Origin of the sequence: Streptomyces sp. ITFR-21 (assembly GCF_031844685.1) — a bacterium.
GTDB lineage: Bacteria > Actinomycetota > Actinomycetes > Streptomycetales > Streptomycetaceae > Actinacidiphila.
In genome coordinates, this window is sequence record NZ_CP134605.1 from 2,546,612 (window position 1) to 2,571,242 (window position 24,631).

The 24,631-nt window shown below is 72.8% G+C and carries 20 protein-coding genes and 1 riboswitch; of the genes, 9 read left to right on the forward strand and 11 right to left on the reverse strand.

All coding sequences use genetic code 11. The annotated features are described in order from the left end of the window. Positions 1-17: 17 nt before the first annotated feature. The 5 genes from RLT57_RS11205 to thrC form a co-directional block, all read right to left on the reverse strand. The gene (locus tag RLT57_RS11205; protein ID WP_311297239.1) at positions 18-980 is read right to left on the reverse strand and encodes a hypothetical protein; all 963 of its coding nucleotides are present in this window, start codon (positions 978-980) and stop codon (positions 18-20) included. 283 nt (positions 981-1,263) lie between these two features. Continuing rightward, positions 1,264-2,889, reverse strand: a complete 1,626-nt coding sequence (gene groL / locus RLT57_RS11210) for a chaperonin GroEL (RefSeq protein WP_311297240.1) — start codon at positions 2,887-2,889, stop codon at positions 1,264-1,266. A gap of 467 nt (positions 2,890-3,356) precedes the next feature. Beyond that, entirely contained in the window at positions 3,357-3,560 is a 204-nt protein-coding gene (locus tag RLT57_RS11215) for a cold-shock protein (RefSeq protein WP_009339379.1), read from the reverse strand. A gap of 494 nt (positions 3,561-4,054) precedes the next feature. Next, positions 4,055-4,330 (reverse strand): ubiquitin-like small modifier protein 1, encoded by a 276-nt coding sequence (locus tag RLT57_RS11220; RefSeq protein WP_311297241.1) that lies wholly within the window; start codon positions 4,328-4,330, stop codon positions 4,055-4,057. After that, positions 4,327-5,628 carry a threonine synthase gene (gene thrC / locus RLT57_RS11225; protein WP_311300675.1) on the reverse strand — a complete coding sequence of 434 codons (1,302 nt, stop codon included), beginning with the start codon at positions 5,626-5,628 and terminating at the stop codon, positions 4,327-4,329. Before thrC ends, RLT57_RS11220 begins: the two co-directional genes overlap by 4 nt. 17 nt (positions 5,629-5,645) lie before the next feature. Next, a riboswitch (SAM riboswitch) is annotated at positions 5,646-5,775 on the reverse strand. A gap of 433 nt (positions 5,776-6,208) precedes the next feature. Between thrC and RLT57_RS11230 the strand changes: the two genes are divergently transcribed. Both RLT57_RS11230 and RLT57_RS11235 read left to right on the forward strand, forming a co-directional pair. Further along, positions 6,209-7,174: a glucosyl-3-phosphoglycerate synthase gene (locus RLT57_RS11230; protein WP_311297242.1), complete on the forward strand. Its 966-nt coding sequence runs from the start codon at positions 6,209-6,211 to the stop codon at positions 7,172-7,174. A gap of 506 nt (positions 7,175-7,680) precedes the next feature. Next, on the forward strand, positions 7,681-9,105 hold the full coding sequence (locus RLT57_RS11235; protein WP_311297243.1) for an alpha,alpha-trehalose-phosphate synthase (UDP-forming): 1,425 nt from the start codon (positions 7,681-7,683) through the stop codon (positions 9,103-9,105). A 16-nt stretch (positions 9,106-9,121) separates the two neighbouring features. Here RLT57_RS11235 and otsB read toward each other — a convergent pair whose 3' ends face one another. The 3 genes from otsB to RLT57_RS11250 all read right to left on the reverse strand — a co-directional run bounded on the left by otsB (position 9,122) and on the right by RLT57_RS11250 (position 11,977). Continuing rightward, positions 9,122-9,973 (reverse strand): trehalose-phosphatase, encoded by an 852-nt coding sequence (gene otsB / locus RLT57_RS11240; protein ID WP_311297244.1) that lies wholly within the window; start codon positions 9,971-9,973, stop codon positions 9,122-9,124. A gap of 397 nt (positions 9,974-10,370) precedes the next feature. Beyond that, a complete protein-coding gene (locus RLT57_RS11245) occupies positions 10,371-10,670 on the reverse strand; it encodes a DUF3263 domain-containing protein (RefSeq protein WP_311297245.1) in 300 nt (99 codons plus the stop codon). 71 nt (positions 10,671-10,741) lie between these two features. Continuing rightward, positions 10,742-11,977 carry an ABC transporter substrate-binding protein gene (locus tag RLT57_RS11250; RefSeq protein WP_311297246.1) on the reverse strand — a complete coding sequence of 412 codons (1,236 nt, stop codon included), beginning with the start codon at positions 11,975-11,977 and terminating at the stop codon, positions 10,742-10,744. 396 nt (positions 11,978-12,373) lie between these two features. Here RLT57_RS11250 and RLT57_RS11255 point away from each other — a divergent pair, with 396 nt between their 5' ends. Beyond that, complete coding sequence (locus RLT57_RS11255; protein ID WP_311297247.1) at positions 12,374-13,306, forward strand: ROK family protein; 933 nt, start codon at positions 12,374-12,376, stop codon at positions 13,304-13,306. A gap of 137 nt (positions 13,307-13,443) precedes the next feature. Continuing rightward, positions 13,444-14,574, forward strand: coding sequence for an N-acetylglucosamine-6-phosphate deacetylase (nagA, locus tag RLT57_RS11260; RefSeq protein ID WP_311297248.1), 1,131 nt, complete (start codon positions 13,444-13,446; stop codon positions 14,572-14,574). 288 nt (positions 14,575-14,862) lie between these two features. Here nagA and RLT57_RS11265 read toward each other — a convergent pair whose 3' ends face one another. After that, entirely contained in the window at positions 14,863-15,804 is a 942-nt protein-coding gene (locus RLT57_RS11265; RefSeq protein WP_311297249.1) for a carbohydrate-binding protein, read from the reverse strand. A gap of 174 nt (positions 15,805-15,978) precedes the next feature. Here RLT57_RS11265 and RLT57_RS11270 point away from each other — a divergent pair, with 174 nt between their 5' ends. After that, entirely contained in the window at positions 15,979-17,070 is a 1,092-nt protein-coding gene (locus RLT57_RS11270; protein ID WP_311300676.1) for a hypothetical protein, read from the forward strand. A gap of 122 nt (positions 17,071-17,192) precedes the next feature. On the opposite strand, the gene RLT57_RS11275 is transcribed toward RLT57_RS11270, so the two are convergent. Continuing rightward, positions 17,193-18,194, reverse strand: coding sequence for a reductase (locus tag RLT57_RS11275; RefSeq protein WP_311297250.1), 1,002 nt, complete (start codon positions 18,192-18,194; stop codon positions 17,193-17,195). A 139-nt stretch (positions 18,195-18,333) separates the two neighbouring features. Here RLT57_RS11275 and RLT57_RS11280 point away from each other — a divergent pair, with 139 nt between their 5' ends. Beyond that, positions 18,334-18,648, forward strand: coding sequence for a PaeR7I family type II restriction endonuclease (locus RLT57_RS11280; RefSeq protein ID WP_311297251.1), 315 nt, complete (start codon positions 18,334-18,336; stop codon positions 18,646-18,648). Positions 18,649-18,851: 203 nt separating this feature from the next. Beyond that, a complete protein-coding gene (locus RLT57_RS11285) occupies positions 18,852-19,994 on the forward strand; it encodes an NADH-quinone oxidoreductase subunit D (RefSeq protein WP_311297252.1) in 1,143 nt (380 codons plus the stop codon). 199 nt (positions 19,995-20,193) lie between these two features. On the opposite strand, the gene RLT57_RS11290 is transcribed toward RLT57_RS11285, so the two are convergent. Next, on the reverse strand, positions 20,194-21,201 hold the full coding sequence (locus RLT57_RS11290) for a hypothetical protein (protein WP_311297253.1): 1,008 nt from the start codon (positions 21,199-21,201) through the stop codon (positions 20,194-20,196). 548 nt (positions 21,202-21,749) lie between these two features. Here RLT57_RS11290 and RLT57_RS11295 point away from each other — a divergent pair. Beyond that, positions 21,750-22,730: an aldo/keto reductase gene (locus RLT57_RS11295; RefSeq protein WP_311297254.1), complete on the forward strand. Its 981-nt coding sequence runs from the start codon at positions 21,750-21,752 to the stop codon at positions 22,728-22,730. Positions 22,731-22,938: 208 nt separating this feature from the next. Beyond that, positions 22,939-24,627 (forward strand): GH3 family domain-containing protein, encoded by a 1,689-nt coding sequence (locus RLT57_RS11300; protein ID WP_311297255.1) that lies wholly within the window; start codon positions 22,939-22,941, stop codon positions 24,625-24,627. The last annotated feature ends 4 nt before the right edge of the window (positions 24,628-24,631 follow it).

Below are 24,631 nucleotides of genomic sequence, written 5' to 3' on the forward strand. Positions count from 1 at the left end.
GATCCGGCCCGCAGCCGTCACCCCGTGGGGCCGCCGGGAGCGGCGGCCTCCGGCGGCACGGCGTCATGAGGCGGCGCCGCATCGCCGGACGGTGCCGTGCCGCCCGACCGCACCGCGCCGCCGGGCGGCACGCGATAGCCGGACGGCACGGCACCGCTGAGCGCCGCACCGGCCCCATCGGGCACCTCGCCCGACCCCCACACAACCCCGGCCACCCTCTCCGCGGCCCTTGGGGCATCCACCGGCACCGCACCGCCCGGCGGAGCGCCCGACCCCGCGCCCGACCCGCCGCCCAGCCCCGCGGCGGCGCCGGCCGGCCGCTCCTGCGCCGCCGCGGTGCCCTCGCGGAAGCGGCGGCGGTGGCCCGCGCGGTCGGGGCGGCCGACGTAGCCCTCGGGTTGTTCCCGCCGGCCGAACCACAGCTCGGGCGGCGCCCACCGCACGCACGCCGCCTCCACCTCGGACAGGAAGTCCTTCAACCGGGTCAGCTTGATCCGGTAGCGCAGCCGCGGCAGTCCGGGCGCCGGCGGGTCGCCGTCCCGTACCGTCTCCCACAGCAGGGGCTGGTCGGGGTCGAAGGGCCCGCGGGGGAACAGCTCCAGCGTGGCGACCCGGGGCGTCTCCGCCGAACCGGCCGTGTAGTAGATGCCCGCCGCGGCCAGCGAGTCCCACGGGACGAACGCGATCACGCCGTCGTGGAACCACCACCACCCGGCGCCGTCGATCACGAACCGGTAGTGCCGTTCGGACAGCGTCACCGGGATCGTCACCAGCCCCACGACCGCCACCGGCACCGCGAGCCCGATGAACACCCAGCGCAGCGGCTCGCGCTCCACGTAGTCGGCGGCCCAGATCGCGACGGCGCCCACCAGTACGAACACCGCGGAGACGGCCAGGCTCGCCGGGGTCTCCCGCAGCCCGTAACGGACCACGGTCGCGTCCCGTGCCGGCCACCGCCCCCAACTGCCCCCAGCGATCATGCCGACCACTGTACGGTCCGCCTTTCGGCGGACGCCTCCCCTTTGACGCCGCCCACCGGCGCCGCGTCCACGGCGGTGCCCGCAGCGGCACCCGCGGCGGCACCCACAGCGGCGCCCGCGGCAGGGAACGGAGCCGGACCCGGGGCGGCGCCCCGGCAGCGCACGCAGGCGGCGCCCCCTCCCCGGAGGGAAGAGGCGCCGCCTGCGTGTCGTGCTGTGCTGTGTCGTGCTGTGCCGGCCGCGCCAGGTCGCGCGTACCGCAGGAGCCTCGGATCCCGGGGGATCAGAAGTCCATGTCACCGCCGGGCATACCGCCCGGAGCACCGGCCGGGGCGGCCTTCTCCGGCTTGTCGGCGATGACGGCCTCGGTGGTGAGGAAGAGCGCGGCGATGGACGCCGCGTTCTGCAGGGCGGAGCGGGTGACCTTGGCCGGGTCGATGATGCCCGCGGCGATCAGGTCGACGTACTCACCGGTCGCGGCGTTCAGACCGTGGCCCGGGGTCAGGTTGCGCACCTTCTCGACCACGACGCCGCCCTCAAGGCCGGCGTTGACCGCGATCTGCTTCAGCGGGGCCTCGAGCGCCAGCTTGACGATGGAGGCACCGGTGGCCTCGTCACCCTCCAGCTCCAGCTTCTCGAAGACGGCAGTCGCCTGGAGCAGCGCGACGCCACCACCGGCGACGATGCCCTCCTCGACGGCGGCCTTCGCGTTGCGCACCGCGTCCTCGATGCGGTGCTTGCGCTCCTTCAGCTCGACCTCGGTGGCCGCGCCCGCCTTGATGACGGCCACGCCGCCGGCCAGCTTGGCGAGGCGCTCCTGGAGCTTCTCGCGGTCGTAGTCGGAGTCGCTGTTCTCGATCTCGGCGCGGATCTGGTTGACCCGGCCCGCCACCTGGTCGGAGTCGCCGGAGCCGTCGATGACGGTGGTCTCGTCCTTGGTGATGGTGACCGTACGGGCGCGGCCGAGCAGGTCCAGGCCCGCGTTCTCCAGCTTGAGGCCGACCTCCTCGGAGATGACCGTGCCGCCGGTGAGGATGGCGATGTCGCCCAGCATGGCCTTGCGGCGGTCGCCGAAGCCCGGCGCCTTGACGGCGACGGACTTGAAGGTGCCGCGGATCTTGTTGACCACCAGGGTGGACAGGGCCTCGCCCTCGACGTCCTCGGCGATGATCAGCAGCGGCTTGCCGGACTGCATGACCTTCTCCAGCAGCGGGAGCAGGTCCTTCACCGCGGAGATCTTGGAGTTGACGATCAGGATGTACGGATCGTCGAGCGACGCCTCCATACGCTCCAGGTCGGTGGCGAAGTAGGCGGAGATGAAGCCCTTGTCGAAGCGCATGCCCTCGGTGAGCTCGAGCTCCAGGCCGAAGGTCTGCGACTCCTCGACCGTGATGACGCCTTCCTTGCCGACCTTGTCCATGGCCTCGGCGATCAGCTCGCCGATCTGGGTGTCAGCGGCGGAGATGGAGGCGGTGGAGGCGATCTGCTCCTTGGTCTCCACGTCCTTGGCCTGCTCCAGCAGGGCGGCGGAGACGGCCTCGACGGCCTTCTCGATGCCGCGCTTGAGAGCCATCGGGTTGGCGCCGGCGGCTACGTTGCGCAGACCCTCCTTGACCAGGGCCTGGGCCAGTACGGTCGCGGTCGTCGTGCCGTCACCGGCGACGTCGTCGGTCTTCTTCGCGACTTCCTTGACCAGCTCGGCGCCGATCTTCTCGTAAGGGTCCTCGAGCTCGATCTCCTTGGCGATGGAAACACCATCGTTGGTGATCGTGGGGGCGCCCCACTTCTTCTCGAGGACGACGTTCCGGCCCTTGGGGCCGAGGGTGACCTTGACGGCGTCGGCGAGCTGGTTCATCCCGCGCTCGAGTCCGCGCCGCGCCTCCTCGTCGAACGCGATGATCTTAGCCATGGTGAAGTGTCCTCCGCGGACTGGGGGTTCCCCCACCGAGGCGGGGGGCGGTGGATCGGACCGCGTGGCGCCCGCGACGGACGGCCAGCCGGTCGCCGGTTCCTTCCCGACGGCCGGACGGGCCTCACCGACCCGGTCCAAGTTGTCACTCTCACCAGGAGAGTGCCAATGCCAATGATTAGCACTCTCCCCCTGCGAGTGCAAGCTTCGCGGTCCCGCGATGCCTCCGGGAGCGCCCGCGGACGGGGCCCGGCGGCGCCCCGGCCGGCCGAACCCGGCGGGTCCCGGCGGACACCTCAGGGACGTCCCGGAGAGGCTCCGGGAGCCCCTTGGCGGATCCCGGAGGCTCCCCGGCGACCCTCCGGGAACGCGGACGCGTGAAGGGCCCGCACCCCAACCAGGTGCGGACCCTTCACGCGTGAGAAGCCGGTGAGTACGTCGCGTCGACGGTCGAACGCGCCGGGATGTCAGCCTGCCAGCCGGACCATGTCCGCCTGCGGCCCCTTCTGACCCTGCGAGATCTCGAACTCGACTCGCTGGCCTTCTTCGAGGGTGCGGTAGCCGTCCATCTGGATCGCGCTGTAGTGGACGAAGACATCCGCACCACCGTCGACCGCGATGAAGCCGTAGCCCTTCTCCGCGTTGAACCACTTGACGGTGCCCTGAGCCATTCCTAACTCCCCTATTACTGGCCCTATCGCGGCCCCGCACTCCGCGGGCCCGGGTCAGACCTCACCCGCCGGAGCGACCCTTACCGTGGACAGGTGGGAGCCCTGGGAGGCGTGCGCCGGAACGCGTCGACCGCGGCTGAATGTATCTGCCCGGATGCCCAGTGCAACAGGTCAATTGGACGAGAATTCTGGGTCTGACTCATCGGAAATAACCCAGAAAAAAATGATAATGCGGGGCATCTCGGACCGGACATACCAGTCTAACGAGGGCATTTCGCGGGTTAATTTGGCGATAAATCGTCGCGGCACGCCACATGCCGGCGGCCCACTTGCCACCGGCAACTGTACAACCTTTCAACTACCGCTCCGCACCGGTCCCGGCAGCGCCGGGCCCCGCCCACCACGTGGAGTGAGCGGGGCCCGGGGGACGCAAGAGAACGCAAGTAACCGGAAGGTAACGCAGGAACCGGGTCCGGTTCCGGCCGCGTTCCGGCTCAGCCGCCGGCGACCGCCGGAATGATCGAGACGCTGGCGCCGTCCGGAACCGCCGTCTCCAGTCCCTCGGAAAAACGCACGTCGTCGTCGTTCACATAAACGTTCACAAAGCGACGGAGCTTTCCGGCGTCGTCCAGAACCCGCGCCGAAATACCCGTGTGGTTCTTCTCCAGCGACTCGATGACCTCGGCCAGCGTCGTCCCCTCGGCCGGCACTTCGGCCTGGCCGCCGGTGTAGGTACGGAGAATCGTCGGGATGCGAACAGAAGCAGTCATGCGAGGCCAGCCTCTCGGAAAGCGGCAACAGTCGGGCGGATGGTCGCGGTGGGTCCGGTGGTCGGCGCCACCGCGTCCAGAGTCTTCAGTCCGTCGCCGGTGTTGAGTACGACGGTCTCGGCGGCCGGGTCGAGCTGCCCGGTCTCGATCAGCTTCTTGAGGACACCCACGGTCACCCCGCCGGCGGTCTCCCCGAAGATCCCCTCGGTCCGCGCGAGCAGTTTGATCGCGGCCACGATCTCCTCGTCGTCCACGTCCTCGACCGCGCCGCCGGTACGCCGGGTGATGTCCAGGACGTACGGCCCGTCGGCGGGGTTGCCGATCGCCAGCGACTTGGCGATGGTGTCCGGCTTCACCGGCCGCACCACGTCGTGCCCGGCCTTGTACGCCGCCGACACCGGCGAGCAGCCCGCGGCCTGGGCACCGTAGATCCGGTACGGCTTGTCCGGGACCAGGCCGAGCTTGATCAGCTCCTGCAGGCCCTTGTCGATCTTGGTGAGCTGGGAGCCGGAGGCGATCGGGATGACCAGGTTGTCCGGCAGCCGCCAGCCGAGCTGCTCGGCGATCTCGTAGGCCAGGGTCTTGGAGCCCTCGCCGTAGTACGGGCGCAGGTTGACGTTGACGAAGCCCCAGCCCTCGCCGATCGGGTCGCCGATCAGCTCCGAGCAGAAGCGGTTCACATCGTCGTACGAGCCCTCGATACCGACCAGTTCACCGCCGTAGACCGCGGCCATGACGACCTTGCCGGCCTCCAGGTCGTGCGGGATGAAGACGCAGCTGCGCAGGCCCGAGCGGGCCGCGGCGGCGCCGACCGCACCGGCAAGGTTGCCGGTGGACGAGCAGGACAGGGTGGTCAGGCCGAAGGTGCGGGCCGCCTCCAGGGCGATGGCGACGACCCGGTCCTTGAAGGAGTGCGTCGGGTTGCCGGAGTCGTCCTTGACGTACAGGCCGCCGGTGATGCCCAGCTCGCGGGCGAGGTTGTCGGTCTTGACCAGCTTGGTCCAGCCCGGGTTGATGTTCGGCCGGGCGGCGTCGTCGGCGATGTCGGCGGGCACCGGCAGCAGCGGCGCGTACCGCCAGATGCTGGTCGGGCCGGCCTCGATCCGGCGGCGCAGGTCCTCGGGGTCGCCGAGCGGAAGATCGTATGCCACTTCGAGCGGCCCGAAACACTCCTGACAGGCGAAGATCGGGCTGAGCGGGAAGCGGGTGCCGCACTCGCGGCAGGACAGCGCGGCAGCCGGTCCGAACGCGGCGCCGAAGGGAGTGTCGTGGGTACTGGCGACGGTCTGCGCAGCCATGATGGCGAGGCCCTTTCTCCTCATCTTCCCCGTGGCGTACGTCGCCACGAGACGGAATTGGCACCTTCCCCACCGTGTGACCTCGCGGTCGGCGGGAGGGTTGCCGGGGCTTCAACGGGCCGTTCCCTCTGCCCCTCTGGATGAGCGGTATGGCACCGGACACGGTGGTCCGGGCGTTTGTCCAGCGGTGCCGCCCCCGCTCGGGAGCGGTGCCGCACGGCACGACCCCGAGGTGCGGGGCACGTACGTGTTGCTCAAGACTGTAACGGAGAAGTGTCCGTTCGGACCGCTCCGTCCGTACCGCGAGACGGGTCGAATGGATCACACCGGCCGCGCCACGGCCGCGCCGCGGAGGCCCGCGGCGGGGCCGTGACCGGCGCTGTCACCGGCACCGTGGCCGGGGTAGCGGCGGGGGTCGCGGCCCGGAGACGCGGCCGGGGGGCGGCGGCTGCCGGGCCGCCGCCGGTTCCCGGCGGGTTCCCGGCGGACCTTGACTGATCCTTGGGCGGATCCTTGGGCGGATCCTTGGCAGCCCGCCCGCCAGCAGACCACCAGCAGACCACCAGCAAGGAGAGCGCACGTGATCGACGAGGTGGAGCACTGGCTGGCACGCCGGTCGTGGTCGGCCGACGACCGGCCACTGGACCTGCTGCTGGCGGCGAAACGGGCGGCGGGCGAGCGCGGCACGATCAGCGTGGTGCTGCCCGCGCTGAACGAGGAGGCCACCGTCGGCGACATCGTCGAGACGATCCGCCGCGACCTCATGACGCCGCAGGTGCCGCTGGTCGACGACCTGGTGGTGGTCGACTCCGGCTCCCACGACCGTACGGTCCAGGTCGCCTCGGCGGCCGGCGCGCGGGTGGTACTGCGGGACTCGGTGCTGCCCCGGCTGCCGACGGTGCCCGGCAAGGGCGAGGTGCTGTGGCGGTCACTGCTGGTCACCGAGGGGGAGATCGTCTGCTTCGTGGACGCAGACCTGCGGGAGTTCGACTCCCGGTTCGTCTCCGGCGTGGTCGGGCCGCTGCTCACCGAGCCCGCCGTGCGGCTGGTCAAGGCGATGTACGACCGCCCGCTGGAGACCGGTGACGCGGCCGTGCCGGCCGGCGGCGGCCGGGTCACCGAGCTGGTCGCCCGCCCGCTGCTGAACCTGCACTGGCCGCGGCTGGCCGGCTTCGTCCAGCCGCTCGGCGGCGAGTACGCGGCGCGGCGCTCGCTGCTGGAACGGCTGCCGTTCCCCGTCGGCTACGGGGTGGAGCTGGGCATGCTGGTCGACGCGCTCGGGCTGGTCGGGCTGGACGCGCTGGCCCAGGTGGACGTGGGCGTACGCCACCACCGGCACCAGGACGGCCAGGCGCTGGGCCGGATGGCGGCGGCCATCTACCGCACGGCGCAGCTGCGGCTTGCCCGGGGCCACCTGGTGCGGCCGAGGCTGACGCAGTTCGACCGGGTGGAGGAGGGGTTCGTGGCGCGGACGCACGCGGTGGACACGGAGGAGAGGCCGCCGATGGTGGAGGTCCGCGAATACCGGGCCCGGCGGGCCGCCTGACCCCGGGGGGGCGCCCGCCCGGCGGCCCCCTTCGCCCCGGGGGGCGCCCCCTTCGCGCCGCGCCGCGACGAGCCGCGCCCGAGCGGCCCGCCCGACCCCTTTCGGCCCATCCCGCGGCCGCGGGCCGGTGGCGGGTTGTCCGCGCAGTTCCCCGCGCCCCTTCTTGGCCGCTCCGCCCGGCCCCTTGCGGCTGCCTCTCGGCCACCGGCCGGTGGTGGGCCGGTCGCGGGGTTCCCCGCGCCCCTAAGGAACCGCGTCCACCCCCCCGGGAGGAGATTGCGGCCGGTCGCTCTGGGCAGCCCCTTGCGGCCGAACCCACGGCCACCGGCCGACGGGCAAGAGCCAGCCGCAAGGGGCTGCCCCCAGGGGCGCCGGGAACTGCGCGGCAAACCCGCCGCTGCCCGGTGGTCGCGGGATGGGCCGCAAGGGGCTGGGCGGGGCGGCCGGGGAGGGGCGGGGCGGCGGGGGGACGTTTGAGACCGCACGCCGCTGGCTAGGCTCGCCGCATGGTCGAGACGCGTCACGCCGCCCCGATTCTGGTCGCCTCCAACCGGGGGCCGGTCTCGTACCGGCTCGGTGAGGACGGGACGCTGAGCAGCAGGCGCGGCGGCGGCGGGCTGGTGTCGGGGCTGAGCGCCATCGGGCCGGAGGCGGGCGCGGTGTGGGTGTGCGCGGCGCTGTCGGAGGCGGACCGGGAGGCCGTACGGCGGGGTGTCGGCGAGGACGGCTCGCGGATGATCGCGGTCGACCCGCCGGTGTTCGAGGCCGCGTACAACGGGATCGCGAACTCGGTGCTGTGGTTCGTCCACCACCTGCTGTACCAGACCCCGCTGGAGCCGGTCTTCGACGAGGACTTCCGCGGCCAGTGGGCCTCCTTCCAGGCGTACAACGCGGCCTTCGCGGACGCGCTCGCGCAGGAGGCGGCCGAGGGCGCCGCGGTCCTGGTGCAGGACTACCACCTGTCGCTGGTTCCCGCGCTGCTCCGCGAGCGGCGCCCCGACCTGCGGATCGGCCACTTCACGCACACGCCGTGGGCGCCGCCGGACTACTTCCGGCTGCTGCCGGACGACGTGGCCGAGGAGCTGCTCGCCGGCATCCTCGGCGCGGACCGGGCGGCCTTCCTGACCCGGCGCTGGGCCGACGCGTTCGCCGCCTGCTGCGTGGCCGTGCTGGGCGCGACGCTGTCCGCCGACGGGCTGGAGGTGACCTGGCGGGGGCGTACCACCCGGTTGGGCGTGCACGGGCTCGGGGCAGACGGCGACTTCCTGCGGGAGCGGGCACACCGGCCGGACGTCGACGCCCGGATCGAGGCGCTGCGGGCCGAGGCCGGCCCGGACCGCAGGCTGATCGTGCGGGTGGACCGTACCGAGCTCTCCAAGAACATCGTCCGCGGCCTGCTGGCGTACCGGCAGCTGCTAAACGAGCACCCACGGTGGCGCGAGCAGGTCGTGCACGTGGCCTTCGCGTACCCCTCGCGGCAGGACCTGCCGCTCTACCGCGCGTACACCGCCGAGGTGTCCCGGCTGGCCGGGGAGATCAACGCGGAGTACGGCACGGACTCCTGGACCCCGGTCCTGCTGAAGGTCGACGACGACTTCCCCCGTTCGCTGGCCGCCTACCGGCTCGCCGACGTGGCCCTGGTCAACCCCATCCGGGACGGCATGAACCTGGTCGCCAAGGAGGTCCCGGTCGTCTCCGACAACGGCGTCGCCCTGGTCCTGTCCCGCGAGGCCGGCGCCCACGAGGAGCTCGGCACGGACGCGATCACCGTCAACCCGTACGACATCCGCGCCACCGCCGCCGCCCTGCACACCGCCCTCACCCTCCCCGCCGCCGACCGCACCGCCCGCACCAAACGCCTCGCGGACGCCTCCACCGCCCTCCCGCCCTCCCGCTGGTTCCTGGACCAGCTGCGGGCCCTGGGCGGCTGACCGCCGGGCGCTCGGCTCAGGAGAGGGCGTCGGCCAGGGCGGTGAGGAGGGAGACGACGCCCTCGGGGCCGGGGACGACGAGGTCGGACTGGTCGAGGAGCGGCTGGGGGGTTTCGGCGGGCGTGGCCGCGCTGGCGACGAGGAGGCCGGGGTGGCCCTGGGCGCGGAGGGCGGCGACGGCGGAGAAGGCGGCGAGGTCGCCGAGGTCGTCGCCGGCGTAGAGGACGGACTCGGCGTCGGTCTCGCGGAGGTAGGCGGCCAGCGCGACGCCCTTGTCGACGCCCGGCGGGCGCAGTTCGAGGACGTAGCGGCCGGGCTCGACCATGAGGCCGTGGGCGTCGGCGAGTTCGGCCAGCGGTTTGCGCAGGGCCTCGAAGGCGGCGTCGGGGTCCTCGGCGCGGCGGGTGTGGACGGCGACCGCCCGGCCGCCCTTGTCCTCGATCCAGGTGCCGCGCCAGGCGCCGTTGCGGTCGAGGAAGCCGGGGAGTTCGGCGCGGACCGCGGTGACGCCGGGGTGGGCGCCCGGGGCGCGGACGGCGCCGGTGTGGGCGTCCCAGCGCTCCGCGCCGTAGTGGCCGAGGACGACGAGGTGCTCCAGGCCGGGTACGCCCGCGAAGCCGCCGTAGCGGACCGCGACGCCCGCCGGGCGGCCGGTGACGACGGCGACCGCGGCCAGGTGCGGGGCGAGGCGGACGAGCGCGGGGACCGCGCCGGGATGGGCCCTGGCCCGCTCGGGATCGGGCACGATGGGCGCCAGGGTGCCGTCGAAGTCGAGGGCGACCACGGCTCGTTCGGGCCGCGCGAGCAGGGCCGCGAGACCTTCCTTTCCCTCGGGCGTGTGGGGCGTGAGGATGTCGGCGGAGGCCATGGACCCGACCCTACCCGGGCGGGGCGGGCGCACACCCGGCGTACGGTCGCACACCGGTGAGCACCGCGGACCCGGGCGCACCACCCCGGTCGCGCCCCTCACCAGCCCCCTTGCGGCGCCGCGGTGGCACCCGCCGCCCCGGGCCGAGGAAGCGGCCCGCCCTCCCGCGGGCGGCGTCCCGCCGGCAGGTGGTCCGGCTTCGTCACGAACGCGAGACGAACGCGAGCCCCCACCCAACCTCCCGCGCGCGGCCGTCCCGCCCGCCCGGCAGCCGTCCCCCAACCTCCCGCGCGCGGCCGTCCCGCCCGCCCGGCAGCCGTCCCCCAACCGCCCGCGGGCGCGGGGCCGCCCGGCGGCCCGCCGACCCCGTCCGGCGCCGCGCCCGTAGCCGTGGGGCTCAGCGCTCGTCGCGCAGCCGGTCCCGCTCGCGGCGGAGGCGGTTGACCGTGCCGGGGGCGTGGGCGAGGGCGCGGGGGTCGTCCAGGAGGGCGTTCAGCAGCTGGAAGTAGGCGGTGGGCGAGATGCCGAGCCGTTCGCGGACGGCCCGCTCCCGGGGGCCGGGGCCGGTGAAGGTGCGGCCCGCGATGTCCAGCACCGCGCGGTCGCGGGCCGAGAGTTCCGCGCCGCCCGGGACCGCCGCGCGGGCCGAGGGACCGGCGCCGCCCAGGGGCTCCGACGCCGCCTGACCGCTTCTCACGTCCTCGGGCCCGCGCGCCCCGCCGTCCATCCACTCACCCGTTCCGCCCGTTCCGCCCGTTTTGCCCGCCGCTACGGCGTCTTGTTGCTCGCGATGTCCTGCGACTGCGCGTAGATCTGGAGCTTCGACAGCACCGGCTTGGCGTCGGTGTGCATCGCCTGGCCGATGTCGGTCTTCACCTTGGCACTGACCGGGCCCCACGAGGTCTTGTTGACCGGGTAGAAGACCGCGTCCGGCAGCAGTTGCAGGAACTGCACCAGGTCCTTGTCCTTGGGGTTGGCCCGCATCGCCTGTGACGCGCTGGTCGTCACCGGCAGCAGCCCGTACTCGTCGAGGAACTTGACCGCGTTCTCCTCCTGGAAGACGTACTGGAGGAACTCGCCGTCGGCCTTCTTGTTGCCGTTCTGCTTGAACGCCATCATCCAGTCGGCGACGCCGAGCGTGTCCGTGCTGGGTCCGCTCTGGCCGGGCAGCGGCACCACGCCGACGTCGAGGTGGGCGGCCTCGGCCTGGGTGAGCAGCGACGGGTGGCCCATCACCATGCCCGCCTTGCCCGCGAGGAAGTCGGCGAAGATGTCGGCGCGGTTGGTCTTGGCCGGGTCGGTGGCCTGTACCAGTCCGGGCTGCACAAGGTGGTTGCGCACCCAGTTGAGAGCGTCGACGTTGTTCTCGGAATCGAAGGTGTAGCTGCCGACGGTGTCGGTGTACGTGCCCTGGTTGCCGAGCATCCACATCAGGGATTCGGCCTGCGCCTCCTCGGGGCCCAGCGGCAGCCCGTAAGGCACCTTGACGCCGTGCTTCTTGAGTTTCCTGGCGTCCTTCTCGATGTCGGCCCAGTCCTGCGGCGCCTTGCTGATACCGGCGTCCGCGAAGAGCTTCTTGTTGTAGAAGAACATCCGGGAACTGGACACCCAGGGTATGCCGTACTGCACGCGGTCCACCGAGCCGGCGGTGACCAGCGAGGGGATGAAGTCGGCCTGCTCGCTGACGGTGAACAGCTCGTCGGCGCTGTAGAGCTGGTCCTGCGCCGCGTAGGCCGCGTAGGAGCCGATCTGCGCGATGTCGGGGGCCTTGCCCGCCTTGACCATCTTGGCGACGGTGTCGTCGACCACGTCCCAGCTGAGCACCTGCACGTCCACCTTGATGTGCGGGTTCTTCTGCTGGAACGCGCTCACCAGCTCGTTCCAGTACGTGGCGGAGCTGTTACCGGTCTTGGGATCGCCGTAGTCGGCCGCGACGAAGTGCAAGGTGACGTCGCCGCCGAGCGGGTTGCTGCCTCCGCACCCGCTGAGGCTCGTCATTGCCATGACGGACGTGACGCCGACCGCCGCCAGTCCGAGTAGTCGCCGCTGCACTGTTCCTACCGCCCTTTGAAGTACTGGCGTACCGCGTTGCGTACTGCCTTCGGAAGCGTCGAGTCTTCCCCACATCGTGAGCCAAGGTCTACACCATGAGGGGTATCTCTTCCGCATCGGGCTCCCTTCGGGGTCACGCGGCGGCCCACCCGGGTTACCGGTCGGTTCCCGCCCGGTTCCGGTCCGGCCGCGGCCGGCATTGGGAGGGCCGGCCGTGCCCGCATTCACCGCGTCGTTCATGTCGCGGTTCCGATGAGATTCCCGTCAGGTTTCCGAATTCCACCGGATAGGGATCTTCATGGCCCAGTGGACTAGACCTTTACCCGGGTCAACCGCGAGACTGTCCCCGTGAGACATGTCATCGCCCTTGATGTCGGCGGCACCGGGATGAAGGCCGCCCTGGTCGCCGCGGACGGCACCCTGCTGTACGAGGCGCGCCGCCCCACCGGCCGGGAACGCGGCCCGGACGCGGTGGTCGCCGGCATCCTCGACTTCGCCGCCGAACTGCGCGACCACGGTCTGACCGGGTACGGCCAGACCGCCGTCGCGGCCGGCCTCGCGGTCCCCGGCATCATCGACGAGGCCAACGGCGTCGCCGTCTACGCCGCCAACCTGCGCTGGAAGGACGTCCCGCTGCGGGCGCTGCTGTCCGAGCGGCTCGGCGGCGTCCCGGTGGCCCTCGGGCACGACGTACGGTCCGGCGGGCTCGCCGAGGGCCGGATCGGGGCGGGCCACGGCGCCGACCGCTTCCTGTTCGTCCCGCTGGGCACCGGCATCGCCGGTGCCATCGGCATCGACGGCCGGATCGAGGCGGGCGCGCACGGCTACGCGGGCGAGATCGGGCACATCGTGGTCCGGCCCGGCGGCCGGGAGTGCGGCTGCGGGCAGCGCGGCTGCCTGGAGGCGTACGCCTCGGCCGCGGCGGTCGCCCGGTCCTGGGCGGCGGCCGGCGGCGGCCCCGAAGCGGACGCGGCGGACTGCGCGCGGGCCGTGGAAGCCGGCGACCCCGGCGCGCTCGCCGTCTGGCGCGAGGCGGTCGACACGCTCGCCGACGGTCTGGTAACCGGTCTCACCCTGCTGGACCCCCGGGTGGTCATCATCGGCGGCGGGCTCGCCGAGGCCGGCGACACCCTGTTCGGCCCGCTGCGCGCGGCGGTGGAGGCACGCATCACCTTTCAGAAGCTCCCTGTCCTCGTCCCCGCCGCGCTCGGGGACACCGCTGGATGCCTGGGCGCGGGCCTGCTCGCCTGGGATCTGCTCTCCGTGGAGGTATCCGCCTGATGGCCCCGGTATCGACGACTCCGCCGACTCCGCCGACTCCGCCCACGCGGCCCACGCGGCCCACGCGGCCCACGCCGCCCACCGAGCCGACCGGGCCGCCGCCGGCGCCCGGAGCGACCCCGGCGGGGCGGCGTACGGTGCTGGCCGGGGTCCGCCTGGTCCTGCCGTCCGGCGTGGTGGAGGACGCCCGGCTGACGGTGGACGGCACCGTGATCGCCGCCGACGAGCCGGCCGAGCGGGCCACGCTCGACCTGGCCGGGCGGGGATACACGGTCGTCCCCGGCTTCGTGGACCTGCACAACCACGGCGGCGGCGGCGCGTCCTTCAGCTCCGGCACCGCCGAGGACGTCCTCACCGGGGTCCGCGCCCACCGCGAGCACGGCACCACGACCCTGGTCGCCTCCACCGTCACCGACGAGCTGGACGTCCTCGCCCGGCAGGCCGCCCTGCTGTCCGAGCTCGTCGAGCAGGGCGACCTCGCGGGCATCCACTACGAGGGCCCGTTCATCTCGCCGTGCCGCAAGGGCGCGCACGACGAGGGGCTGCTGCGCCACCCCGACCCGGCGGACGTCCGCAAGCTGGTCGAGGCCGGCCGGGGCGCGGCGAAGATGCTCACCCTGGCGGCCGAGCTGCCCGGCGGCGTCGAGTCGGTACGGCTGCTGGCCGATCTCGGCGTGATCGCCGCGGTCGGGCACACCGACGCCACGTACGAGCAGACCCGCGAGGCCATCGAGGCGGGCGCGACCGTGGCCACCCACCTGTTCAACGCGATGCCGCCGCTCCAGCACCGCCGCCCCGGGCCGATCGCGGCGCTGCTGGAGGACGAGCGGGTCACCGTCGAGCTCATCAACGACGGCACCCACCTGCACCCCTCGGTCCTCGAACTCGCCTTCGGCAGCGCGGGCGCCGGCCGGGTCGCCTTCATCACCGACGCGATGGACGCGGCCGGTTTCGGCGACGGCCTGTACCAGCTCGGCCCGCTGGCGGTCGAGGTGCGCGAAGGGGTGGCCCGGCTGGTCGAGGGCGGCTCGATCGCCGGCTCCACGCTCACCTTGGACACCGCCTTCAAGCGGGCGGTGACGCTGGACGGGCTGTCGCTGCCGGACGCGGTACGCGCCATCTCCACCACCCCGGCGCGGCTGCTGGGCCTGGCGGACCGGATCGGCACGCTGGAGCCGGGCAAGGACGCGGACCTGGTGGTGCTGGACGAGGCGTACGACCTGGTGGGCGTGATGCGCAGGGGTGAGTGGGTGGTGCGGCCTTCCTGAGGTCGCACGCGGAAGCTGTCCGGGGGCGCGGGCGGCGGGCCGCGGCAGGCGGGTGTCCTGGCCGGGGCCGCGGCAGGCGGGGCCTTCCGCGGCGGTGGCGGGCCGGGGCCGCGGGCACGGCCGGAGCGACCGACCGGTGCCGGGGGCCTGAGCCTCCCGCTGCCAGGCCCTGAGCCTTCCGGGGCCGGGGCCGGGCGCCTTACGCGGGCGGGTACGGGCCCGGCGCCGCCGCCGGCCCGCGGAACAGGCCCGCGCGGTCCGGCTCGGGTGGCTCCTGCCCGGTGGCTCCTACTTGGTGACCTGGCCCTGCTTGAGCCAGACCTGGTCCAGGTTGACGCCGCAGTTGGTGTTCGGCACGCAGGTCAGGGAGAGCGTGTTGGCGCCCTTCTTCAGGTCCACCCACTGGTAGGTGTGGTTGCTCCACGCCTTGTCCCACTCGGTGTAGTGGCCGAAGTTGTTCAGGTTCACGGCGTTGCTGCGGGGGGTGCCGTTGACCGCGAGGGTCAGGTTGGCGTCCTTGCCGGCGTTGCCGTAGCTGATGAAGAGCGTGTACGAGTCGTCCCGCGGCACGGTGACCGTCCAGGTCGCCGAGGCGCCGGGCTGCCCCATGTGGTCCACGTAGGTGCCGTTCGCGGCGTCCGCGCCCGGCCACTGGTTGCTCTGCTGGGCGCCGCCGGCCAGCGCGAGGGTGGCCGCGTCGACCTTCGGGGAGGCGAACTCCGTGGGTGTCGCGGACGGCGTCGGCTCGGTCGTGGGCGCGGTGCTGGTGACCGGCGCGCTCGTGGCCTTGCCGTCCGCCTGCTTCTTGCCGTCGTCGCCGGAGCCGTTGGTCATCGCGAAGGCGATACCGATGGCGACCGCTGCGACCACCGCGACCGCCCCTATCAGCAGTCCCTTGCGGCTGGGGGTGTCCTGGCCGCTCTGGCGGCCCCGTCGGCCGCCGGGGGGCGGGGTGTCGTAGCCCTGCTGCTGGGGGCCGCCGTAAGGGGGCTGGCCCTGGCCCTGGCCGTGGTTCTTCTGGCCCTGCTGCGGGTAGCCGTAACCGCCCTGCTGGGGCTGCTGCGGCGGGGCGGGGCGGCGCTCGCCGACCCGCTGCACCGAGTTGTACGAGGTCCGGGGCGTGGTACGCGGCTGGGGTGCTTCGGGCTCCGGCTGCTCCATGCCCTCCGACCGGTAGAGGTACCCGAACGGGTCGTCGTTCTCCGGTGTGCCGTCGTGTCCGGCCGTCATGAGCTGTCCACTCCCTACCTGCTTCGATGCCGGAAACCCTACCGGCCCCGTGAGACACACCGCTCAAGCCTTGACGCTCGGGCAGGTCAGGAAGGTTCCCTGTGACCGGTCGCACTTCGGATGTCACATACGGTTCAGCCTGTGGACGAGGAGTGGCTGCCGTGGCGTACGGCGATGGAACGCGCGCTCTACGGACCGGCCGGCTTCTTCGTGACGCAGCGGCCGGCCGAACACTTCCGCACCTCCGTGCACGCCTCCGGACTGTTCGCCGGGGCCGTCGCCGAGCTGCTGCGGCGGGTGGACGCGGCGCTCGGCCACCCGCGGGACCTGGCGTTCGTCGACATGGCGGCGGGCCGCGCGGAGCTGTCCGCGGCGCTCCTCCCGCTCGTCCCGGCCCGGGTCCGCCTCCACGCGGTGGAGCGGGCGCCGCGCCCGCCGGGCCTGGACCCGCGCGTGGTCTGGACGGCGGCGCCCCCCAGGGGCGTGCGGGGGCTGCTGTTCGCGAACGAGTGGCTGGACAACGTACCGGTGGCGGTCGCGGCGGCCGACGAGTCGGGGGCGGCGCGCTATGTGGAGGTCCGGGTCGCGGACGGCGCCGAGCGGCTCGGGGCGCCGGTGGGCGGCGCCGACGCCGCGTGGCTGAGGGAGTGGTGGCCGCTCGGGCCCGGTCGGGAGGGCGGGCGCGGTCCGGGGAGCGGGCGCGGCGGGTTTGACGGGGACGGCGGGCTCGGGTCGGGCGGGCGCGGCGCGAGCGGGTCCGACGGGAACGGCGGGCACGGGTCGGGCGGGCACGGCGCCAGCGGGTCCGACGCGAGCGTCCGCGCCGAGGTCGGGCGTTCCCGGGACCGGGCGTGGGCGGACGCGGCGGGCTCGCTGGCCGCGGGCCTCGCGGTCGCCGTCGACTACGGCCACACCAGGGCGGCCCGGCCCCCGTACGGCACCCTGACCGGTTACCAGGGGGGCCGCCAGGTCCCGCCCGTCCCCGACGGCACCCGGGATTTGACCGCCCACGTCGCGGTGGACTCCCTCGGGGGCACCCTGACCACCCAGCGGGAGGCGCTGCACGCCTTGGGCGTCACCGCGGGCCGCCCTCCGCTGTCGCTGGCCGGCAGCGACCCGGCCGGCTACGTCCGCGCGCTGGCCACCGCCTCCCAGGCCGCGGAGCTGACGGCGCGCGGCGGCCTCGGCGACTTCGTGTGGGTGACGCAGCCGGTGGGAACGGCGTGCACGGGACTGCTCGACGCGGGCGGTGCGGTGGGCGGGTGAGGTGCGCGGGCTCGGCGTCTCCGTACGGGTGAGGGCGGCGTCTCCGTACGGGTGGCACGGGCGTCTCCGTACGGGTGAGGGCACGTCTTCGTACAGGCGACCGCCCCGCGCCGGACCGGCCCTCAGCCCGCGGCGCCCTTGGCATCCGCCGCGTCCGCGAGCCCGGCCAGTACCCTCCGCTCGACCTCCGGGTCCAGTCCCACCGGGGGGCGGTCGGGGCGCTGCGGCAGCGGGCCGGGCAGCCCCCGCATCCACGCCCATGTGTCCGCGACGGTCTCGCCCACCGGCCGACACCGCAGGCCGGCGCCGAGTGCCCGGCTGACGTCGGCGCCGTGCAGCGCGTCGTGCTCCTCGCCCGGGGGCAGCCACACCGGCAGCTGCGTCCACGGCTCGATCCCGGCCGCCGCGATCACCTCCGGCGCCGCCCAGCGCAGCCGCGCCGACGACCCGGTGACCCGTACGCACTCCGCCAGCAGCTCGCCCATCGTGGTGTGGCCGGGCTCGCTGATCACGTTGTACGGGCCGCCGCGCCCGGCCGCGAGCGCGTCCAGCGTCCAGCCGGCCAGGTCCCGCGCGTCCACGTACTGCAACGGCAGGTCGCGCGGACCGGGCGCGAGCACGTCTCCGCCCCGCGCGATCCGGTTCAGCCACCACGGCAGCCGCCCGACGTTCTCGTACGGCCCGAGGATCAGCCCGGCCCGCACCAGCAGCGCCCGCTCACCGAACGCCCCGACCGCCGCCAGCTCGCCGCCCCGCTTGACCGCCGCGTAGCCGTCGTCGCCGCCCGCCACCAGCGGCCCGTCCTCGGCCGTCCCGAGCGGCGCCGGGTACACGTACACCGACGCGCTCGACACGTACGCGTACGCCCCCACCCGCCCGGCCAGCGCCCCCGCCGACGCCCGCACCGCCCCCGGCTTCCCCGACCACGTGTCCACCACCGCGTCCCAGCGCCCCTCCCCCAGTCCCCCCAACTCCCCCTCCCGGTCCCCGAGCACCTCCGCCACCCCCCGCACCGCCCCATGCCGCCCCCGGTGGAACACGGTCACCCCCCACCCGCGCCCCAGCGCCTCCTCCACCACAGCCCGCCCGACGAACTCCGTCCCGCCCAACACCAGCAGCTCCATGCCCTCCACTGTGGCAGCAAGAGTGCCCCGGGAGGTCCCTGTCAGCTACGGGCGAATCGGCCCACGCCGGAGGGGCCATCGGCCCGACCGACACCGAGGTCAGGCGGGGTTGTCGGTTCCAGGACCTGTCCTCCGCCGTATGCGTTCTCCGTCCTGGGACCTGGTCGCGCTCCGGCACGGGGAGCCGGTACTCGCCGTGGAGTACGAGTCCGTGCAGGGGAGCGAGGGCGGGAACCGCGACAACCGCGCGGACGAGGTCTTCGGCGTCGCGCAGGATGTGCGCCAGGCCGAGGCGCACGGCCTGCTGCCCCGTACGGTGCGCCGCGCGTACGTCTTCGTCGTGGGCATAACGCCGGAGAGCACCACCCCCGTCGCCGTCGGGGGTGGCGGTGGGCGCCGCCGACCCGGTCTCCGACGGCGCCGGGTACTTCGAGCGGTCGGCGATCATGTGTGAGCGCGCGCAGGAGACCGGCCTGTACCACTTCACCCGGGCGGTCGGCGTCCAGGAAACGCCCTTCCGCCGGGTCGAACCCCGTCCGTCCGTGACGTGGGGAAACTTCCCGCGGGGTCCGCACGGCACGTTCGAGGACGGCAGGGTGAAACCGCCGCCGGAACACGCCGTCTGAGTGCCACCGGCGTACCTGAGAGGATGCGGGTATGACGGAGACCACGATCGGGGTCGGTGGGGCCGCCGAGGGCACCGACATGGTGTTGAACATCGGGCCGCAGCATCCCTCGACGCATGGGGTGCTGCGGTTGCGGCTGGTGTTGGACGGGGAGCGGATCCTGCGGGCGGAGCCGATCGTCGGGTACATGCACCGAGGGGCGGAGAAGCTGTTCGAGGCGCGGGACTACCGGCAGATCGTGATGCTGGCGAACCGGCACGACTGGCTGTCGGCGTTCTCCAACGAGCTGGGCGTGGTGCTGGCGGTCGAGCGGATGCTCGGGATGGAGGTGCCGGAGCGGGCGGTGTGGACGCGGACGCTGCTGGCCGAGCTGAACCGGGTGCTGAACCACCTGATGTTCCTGGGCTCGTATCCGCTGGAGCTGGGCGGGATCACACCGATCTTCTACGCGTTCACCGAACGCGAGGTGGTGCAGCGGGTGATGGAGGAGGTCTCCGGCGGCCGGATGCACTACATGTTCAACCGGGTGGGCGGTCTGAAGGAGGACCTGCCGGCCGGGTGGCTGGGGCGGGTCAGGGAGGCCGTGGCCGGGGTGCGGTCGGGGATGGGCCGGTTCGACGACCTGGTGCTCGGCAACGAGATCTTCCGCGGCCGGACCCGGGGTGTCGGGGTGCTGGGGCGGGCGGACGTGCACGCGTACGGGGTGAGCGGGCCGATCGCGCGGGCCGCCGGGGTCGACTTCGACCTGCGGCGGGACGAACCGTACCTGGCCTACGGGGAGCTGCGGGACACCCTGAAGGTGGTGACCAGGACCGAGGGCGACTGCCTGGCCCGCTTCGAGGTGCTGCTCGGGCAGACCCACAACGCGCTGGACCTCGCGGACGCGTGCCTGGACCGGCTGGCGGAGCTGGCGCCGGGGCCGATCAACCAGCGGCTGCCGAAGGTGCTCAAGGCCCCCGAGGGGCACACCTACGCCTGGACCGAGAACCCGCTCGGCCTCAACGGCTACTACCTGGTGTCCAAGGGCGAGAAGACGCCCTACCGGCTCAAGCTGCGCTCGGCGTCGTACAACAACGTGCAGGCGCTGGCGGTGCTGCTGCCCGGACAGCTGGTGGCCGACATGGTGGCGATCCTGGGGTCGATGTTCTTCGTGGTCGGCGACGTCGACAAGTAGTCGGCGAGGGGGCGACGACTTCGACGGGGAGCGGACCGCGGGGCTGCGCGGGCCCGTACAGGGGCCTTGGGACGCCGTCAGGGGCCGGGCGCGGGGAACCGTGCGGCGGGCCGCCGTGCCCGGTGCCGCCCGGGAGACCTCCCGCGACGCGACCCGGCCCGACCGACAGCCCGGCTCAACCCGGCGCGGCTGCCCGGCCTCATGCCTTGGCGCGCAGCTCCGACATGTCCAGCTGCTCGGTGTCGTCGTGCGCGGTGAGGTCGATGACCTCGGAGGCGGGCTCGTCGGCCTTGCTGTGCTCCTCCTCGGACAAGCCCTGCGCGCCGGTCCGCGTGCCCGCCGGATCCGCGGCCGGACCGTCCTCGGCGTCGTCGTCCGGGTGGCCGGGCCCCTTCTGGGTGCCGAAGAAGTCGAAGCCGCCGACCGTGCGGTGCGGGGGCGTGCCGGGCGTTACGGGCGACCGCTGGGGCTGCGCGTACGGCAGTACGGCCGCCGCCACCGCGGGGATCAGCCGGTGCTCGCGGACCGGCAGGCCCGCGGGCGAGGTGGCCGGGACGCCGTCCTCGGCCGCCGCGTGCCTGCCCTGCGGCTCGTCGGGCGCCGCCACGTCACGCCGCCGCGCCTCCTCGACGGTGGCCTGCGCCTGCTGCTGGGCGGCGTTGCGGGACAGCTCCCGCAGCGCCTGCGCGGCTTTGAGGTAGGCGGCAGGACCGACCGGGGAAGGGCCGACGGACAGCGCCAACCGGTCGCCGGAGCCTTCGAGCTGGAGCTTGCGGCGAGCCTCCAGAGCGCGCGCCCGCTCGCTCTCGGCGGTGGCGTAGCGCCGCAGCAGGTCGGCGTGCTCGGTCCGCAGTCCGGCCAGTTCGGCCCGCTTGCCGCGCAGCTTCCGTTCCAGCCGGGCGCGCAGCTCGCGGGACTCCTCCAGGTCGGTCTCCAACTCGGCGACCCGCTCGTCGGTGTGCCACTCCTCGCGCTCGCGGAGCGTTTCCAGCGCGGCGACCCGGCGGCCCGCCGACAGGTCCCAGCTGCGGGCGAGGCCCGCGCCGGCACACGCGGCGAGCGCGGTGGCGACGGTGATCACCCGCAGCGCGGTGGTGTCGCCGGCGAACAGCGAGGCGGCGGCGAGCGCCGCGGCGCAGCCCGCCACGGTGAACGGCGGCAGCATCCGGTGCAGCGGCTGTGAATGGCGGTGGCGTCCACGGGGCATGGCCAGAAATTTAGCGTGCGCGGCGCGTTCATGGGGTAGCGGGGCCTTAAATTTCGCGGCGGTTCGGGCCGTTGGTTCCGTTCGCGAGCACCCAGCGCACGCATCGGAGCACGGTCCGTCGCCGCCGGCCCCCGGCGCGCCCCGCGCCGGCCGTTCCACCGGACCGGGTCCCGGGCCCCCGCGGCGGCGGCGCGCCGCCCGGTCCGCACCGCACCCCGGTCCGCCCGAACCGGGCACGCGCCGGGTCCGCACCGGGCGCACCGCACCCCCGAACCGGGTTCGCGGCCCGCCGCGAAAAAGGAATTCCGCATTCCGCGGCGAGCGCCGGAATAAGCTCTCCGCAAGGCCGGACCAATGACGTTACCTGGGGGTAAAATGCTGCTTACGCCGAGCCGCTTTGCGCCCGTTTCGGACTGTTTGTGTAATCCCACGGGCGGCGCCCGTGCAACCGGCCGGTTGCAGTTCGTCTACGCTTTCATTCGCCAGGCGAGCGTACGTACATCTTTCTGAGCGATTTCACGCACAGGGGGTACATCGCGTTGGAACACGTGCGATTAGGCCAACAGGGCCTGGAAGTATCCGCACTCGGTCTCGGGTGCATGGGAATGAGCCAATGGTACGGAACTCCGGACGACGACGAATCGGTCGCCACCGTCCATCGGGCCATCGACCTCGGTGTCACCCTGTTCGACACGGCAGAGGCATATGGGCCGTTCACCAATGAGGAACTGCTCGGCCGGGCGCTCAAGGGCCGTCGTGACGACGTGGTCGTCGCCACCAAGTTCGGGTTCCCGATGAAGATGCCCGACGGTTCGACGGCCGAAATCGACAGCCGCCCCTCGCACATCGTCGAGGTGGTGGAGGCTTCCCTGCGAAGGCTCGACACCGACCACATAGATGTACTGTACCAGCATCGCGTCGACCCGAAGGTCCCGATCGAGGACGTGGTGGGGACGATGGCCGGTCTCGTAGCCGCCGGCAAGGTCCGCCACATCGGTCTGTGCGAGGCCGGCACAAGCACCATCCGGCGGGCCCACGCGGTGCACCCGCTGTCCGTCGTGCAGAGCGAGTTCTCGGTGTGGGAGCGTAATCTCGAAGCCGACGTGCTCCCGGTCCTAAGGGAGTTGGGGATCGGACTGGTGGGCTTCTGCCCCCTCGGCCGCGGCTTCCTGACCGGTACCGTGGACCGGGCGGAGAACTATCCCGACGACGACTTCCGCCGCTTCGACCCGCGGCTGCAAGGCACCAACTACGAGCAGAACACGGCGCTCGCGAACCGGATCAAAGCACTCGCGGGCTCCATCGGCATCACCCCCGCCCAGCTCGCCATCGCCTGGGTCATGCACCAGGGCGGGGACATCGTGCCGATTCCCGGCACCAAGCGCCGCCGCTATCTGGAGGAGAATGTCCAGGCGGCCCCGATCCGGCTCGACGCCGAGCTGCTGAACCTGATCGACGAAATTATCCGGCCCGATGACGTGGCCGGCCCGCGCTACAACGAACAGATGATGACGTTCATCGACCGCTGAGCGGCTGAACCGCTGAACCACCGAGTCCGGTATCGGTTCCTGAGTGCGGCACAGCACCGTCCGTCGAATCATCTGGGCGCAGTCCGCCGTGCGGTCGTCACCGACCGCGATGGAACGGATACGCCGAAGCACCGCGAGGTCCTCCTGCCCGGGATGGTAGCCCGGGCAGGAGGCAACAGACACGGCAGCACCCTCCTGAGGAGCACCAATGTCCGTCACCTTTACATTACCGCCTGCCAACAACTCGTGGCAGCGGCACTGGAAAGTCCGTCGCCGGCCTTTCCTCGAAGAATGCCGGTCCGCCCGCGCCGAGTTGCTGGCCGACCTGGAAAACCCCGCAGCGGCCCAGCACCGGGTACTGCTCGACGTCATCAACGTCAGTGCCGAGTCGCTGCTGTGGCAGGAGCAGGGGTATTCGGTCCTCGCGCACGACGCCGACGCCTTCCGCCGGATCCTGCCCGTCATGCGCTACGACGACTTCAGGCCGGCCATCGAACGGGAGTCCCGTACCAAGGGCGGGGTACTGACCTGCAGCCCGGTGATGCGCTGGCTCAAAACCAGCGGCACCACCGGCGTGCCCAAACTGGTCCCGTACACCCTGCACTGGCTGCTGACGTACCGCATTCCGGCCATGAAGGCCATGTGGGGCACCTACCTGGAACGGCACCCGGAGCTGCTGGCGCACCCGTACGCCACCCTCGACACCCAGACCGTGCGCGAGGACGTGGACGACTTCGTGCACGGTGTGGCGTACCAGGCGATCAGCAACCGGCATCCCAGGATCAACAGCCTCGACTGGAACCCGCCGTGGTACGAGGCGCCGTGGTTCGGTCCGCGGACCCCGGCGAGCCACCACGGGCGGATGTACCACCGGGTCCGCCATCTGGTCGGCCAGGACCTGCACTTCATTTCCGCGATCAACCCCAGCACGCTGACCTCGCTGCGCGACCTGATCGCCGAGTTCGCCGACCGGCTGGTCCGCGACCTGCGCGAGGGAACGTTCGACGGGGAGCCGTGGGGCGCCCCCGACCCGGCGGCGGCCTACCGGCTGGCGTCGGTGCTCGCCGCACCAAACTTCACCCTGAAGGACGTGTGGCCGTCGCTGACCCTCTACAGCTGCTGGCAGTCCGCCTCGGCCGAGCTGTACCGGGGCAGGATGGACGCCGCCTTCCCCGGGGTGAACAAGCTGCCGTTCATGAGCTGCGGGACCGAGGGCGTCACCACCATCCCGGTCGACGACACCGCGCACAGCCAGCCGCTGGCGGTCGGCCAGGCGTACTTCGAGTTCGTACCCGCCGAGGTACCGCTCGGCGAGCTGCTGGAGCGCGGGGAGCGGGTGCCGACACTGCTCTTCGACGAGCTGGTGGCCGGCCGGGACTACCACCTGATCATGTCGCAGGGCAACGGCCTGTTCCGGCTGTGGACCGGGGACATCTACCACGTGGACCGCCTGGTCGGGCAGGTTCCCTGGGTGCACTTCGTGCGCCGGGACGGGATCTACCACTCCTTCACCGGCGAGAAGATCACCGAGGCGCACATGACCGCCGCGGTCCGCGACGGCCTGCGGACACTCGGTCTCGACCTCGGGCTGTTCATGTGCGGCCCGCGCTGGGGCGAGCCGCCGCACTACGTCGTCATGGCCGAGGCCGCCGGGCACGGCCATGACCTTGACGCGCTGGCCGCCGTCGCGGTGGACGACGCGCTGCGGGAGATCAACATCGAGTACGACGCGAAGCGGTCCAGCGGCCGGCTGGGCGCCCTCCAGGTGGTGACCGTGCCGGCGGACACCATCAGCGCGTACGTGGAAAGCCGCAGGCAGCCCGGCAACGCCACCCAGTACAAGTACAAGCCCTTCCAGCAGGACCTCGGGTTCCTGTCCGCGATAACGGCGAGCTGAGGGG

Coding starts and splice junctions, on each gene's coding strand:
- RLT57_RS11205 (WP_311297239.1), bottom strand. CDS start 980: ATGATCGCTGGGGGCAGTTGGGGGCGGTGGCCGGCACGGGACGCGACC.
- groL (WP_311297240.1), bottom strand. CDS start 2,889: ATGGCTAAGATCATCGCGTTCGACGAGGAGGCGCGGCGCGGACTCGAG.
- RLT57_RS11215 (WP_009339379.1), bottom strand. CDS start 3,560: ATGGCTCAGGGCACCGTCAAGTGGTTCAACGCGGAGAAGGGCTACGGC.
- RLT57_RS11220 (WP_311297241.1), bottom strand. CDS start 4,330: ATGACTGCTTCTGTTCGCATCCCGACGATTCTCCGTACCTACACCGGC.
- thrC (WP_311300675.1), bottom strand. CDS start 5,628: ATGGCTGCGCAGACCGTCGCCAGTACCCACGACACTCCCTTCGGCGCC.
- RLT57_RS11235 (WP_311297243.1), top strand. CDS start 7,681: ATGGTCGAGACGCGTCACGCCGCCCCGATTCTGGTCGCCTCCAACCGG.
- otsB (WP_311297244.1), bottom strand. CDS start 9,973: ATGGCCTCCGCCGACATCCTCACGCCCCACACGCCCGAGGGAAAGGAA.
- RLT57_RS11250 (WP_311297246.1), bottom strand. CDS start 11,977: ATGGCAATGACGAGCCTCAGCGGGTGCGGAGGCAGCAACCCGCTCGGC.
- RLT57_RS11265 (WP_311297249.1), bottom strand. CDS start 15,804: ATGACGGCCGGACACGACGGCACACCGGAGAACGACGACCCGTTCGGG.
- RLT57_RS11270 (WP_311300676.1), top strand. CDS start 15,979: ATGGAACGCGCGCTCTACGGACCGGCCGGCTTCTTCGTGACGCAGCGG.
- RLT57_RS11275 (WP_311297250.1), bottom strand. CDS start 18,194: ATGGAGCTGCTGGTGTTGGGCGGGACGGAGTTCGTCGGGCGGGCTGTG.
- RLT57_RS11280 (WP_311297251.1), top strand. CDS start 18,334: ATGCGTTCTCCGTCCTGGGACCTGGTCGCGCTCCGGCACGGGGAGCCG.
- RLT57_RS11285 (WP_311297252.1), top strand. CDS start 18,852: ATGACGGAGACCACGATCGGGGTCGGTGGGGCCGCCGAGGGCACCGAC.
- RLT57_RS11290 (WP_311297253.1), bottom strand. CDS start 21,201: ATGCCCCGTGGACGCCACCGCCATTCACAGCCGCTGCACCGGATGCTG.
- RLT57_RS11300 (WP_311297255.1), top strand. CDS start 22,939: ATGTCCGTCACCTTTACATTACCGCCTGCCAACAACTCGTGGCAGCGG.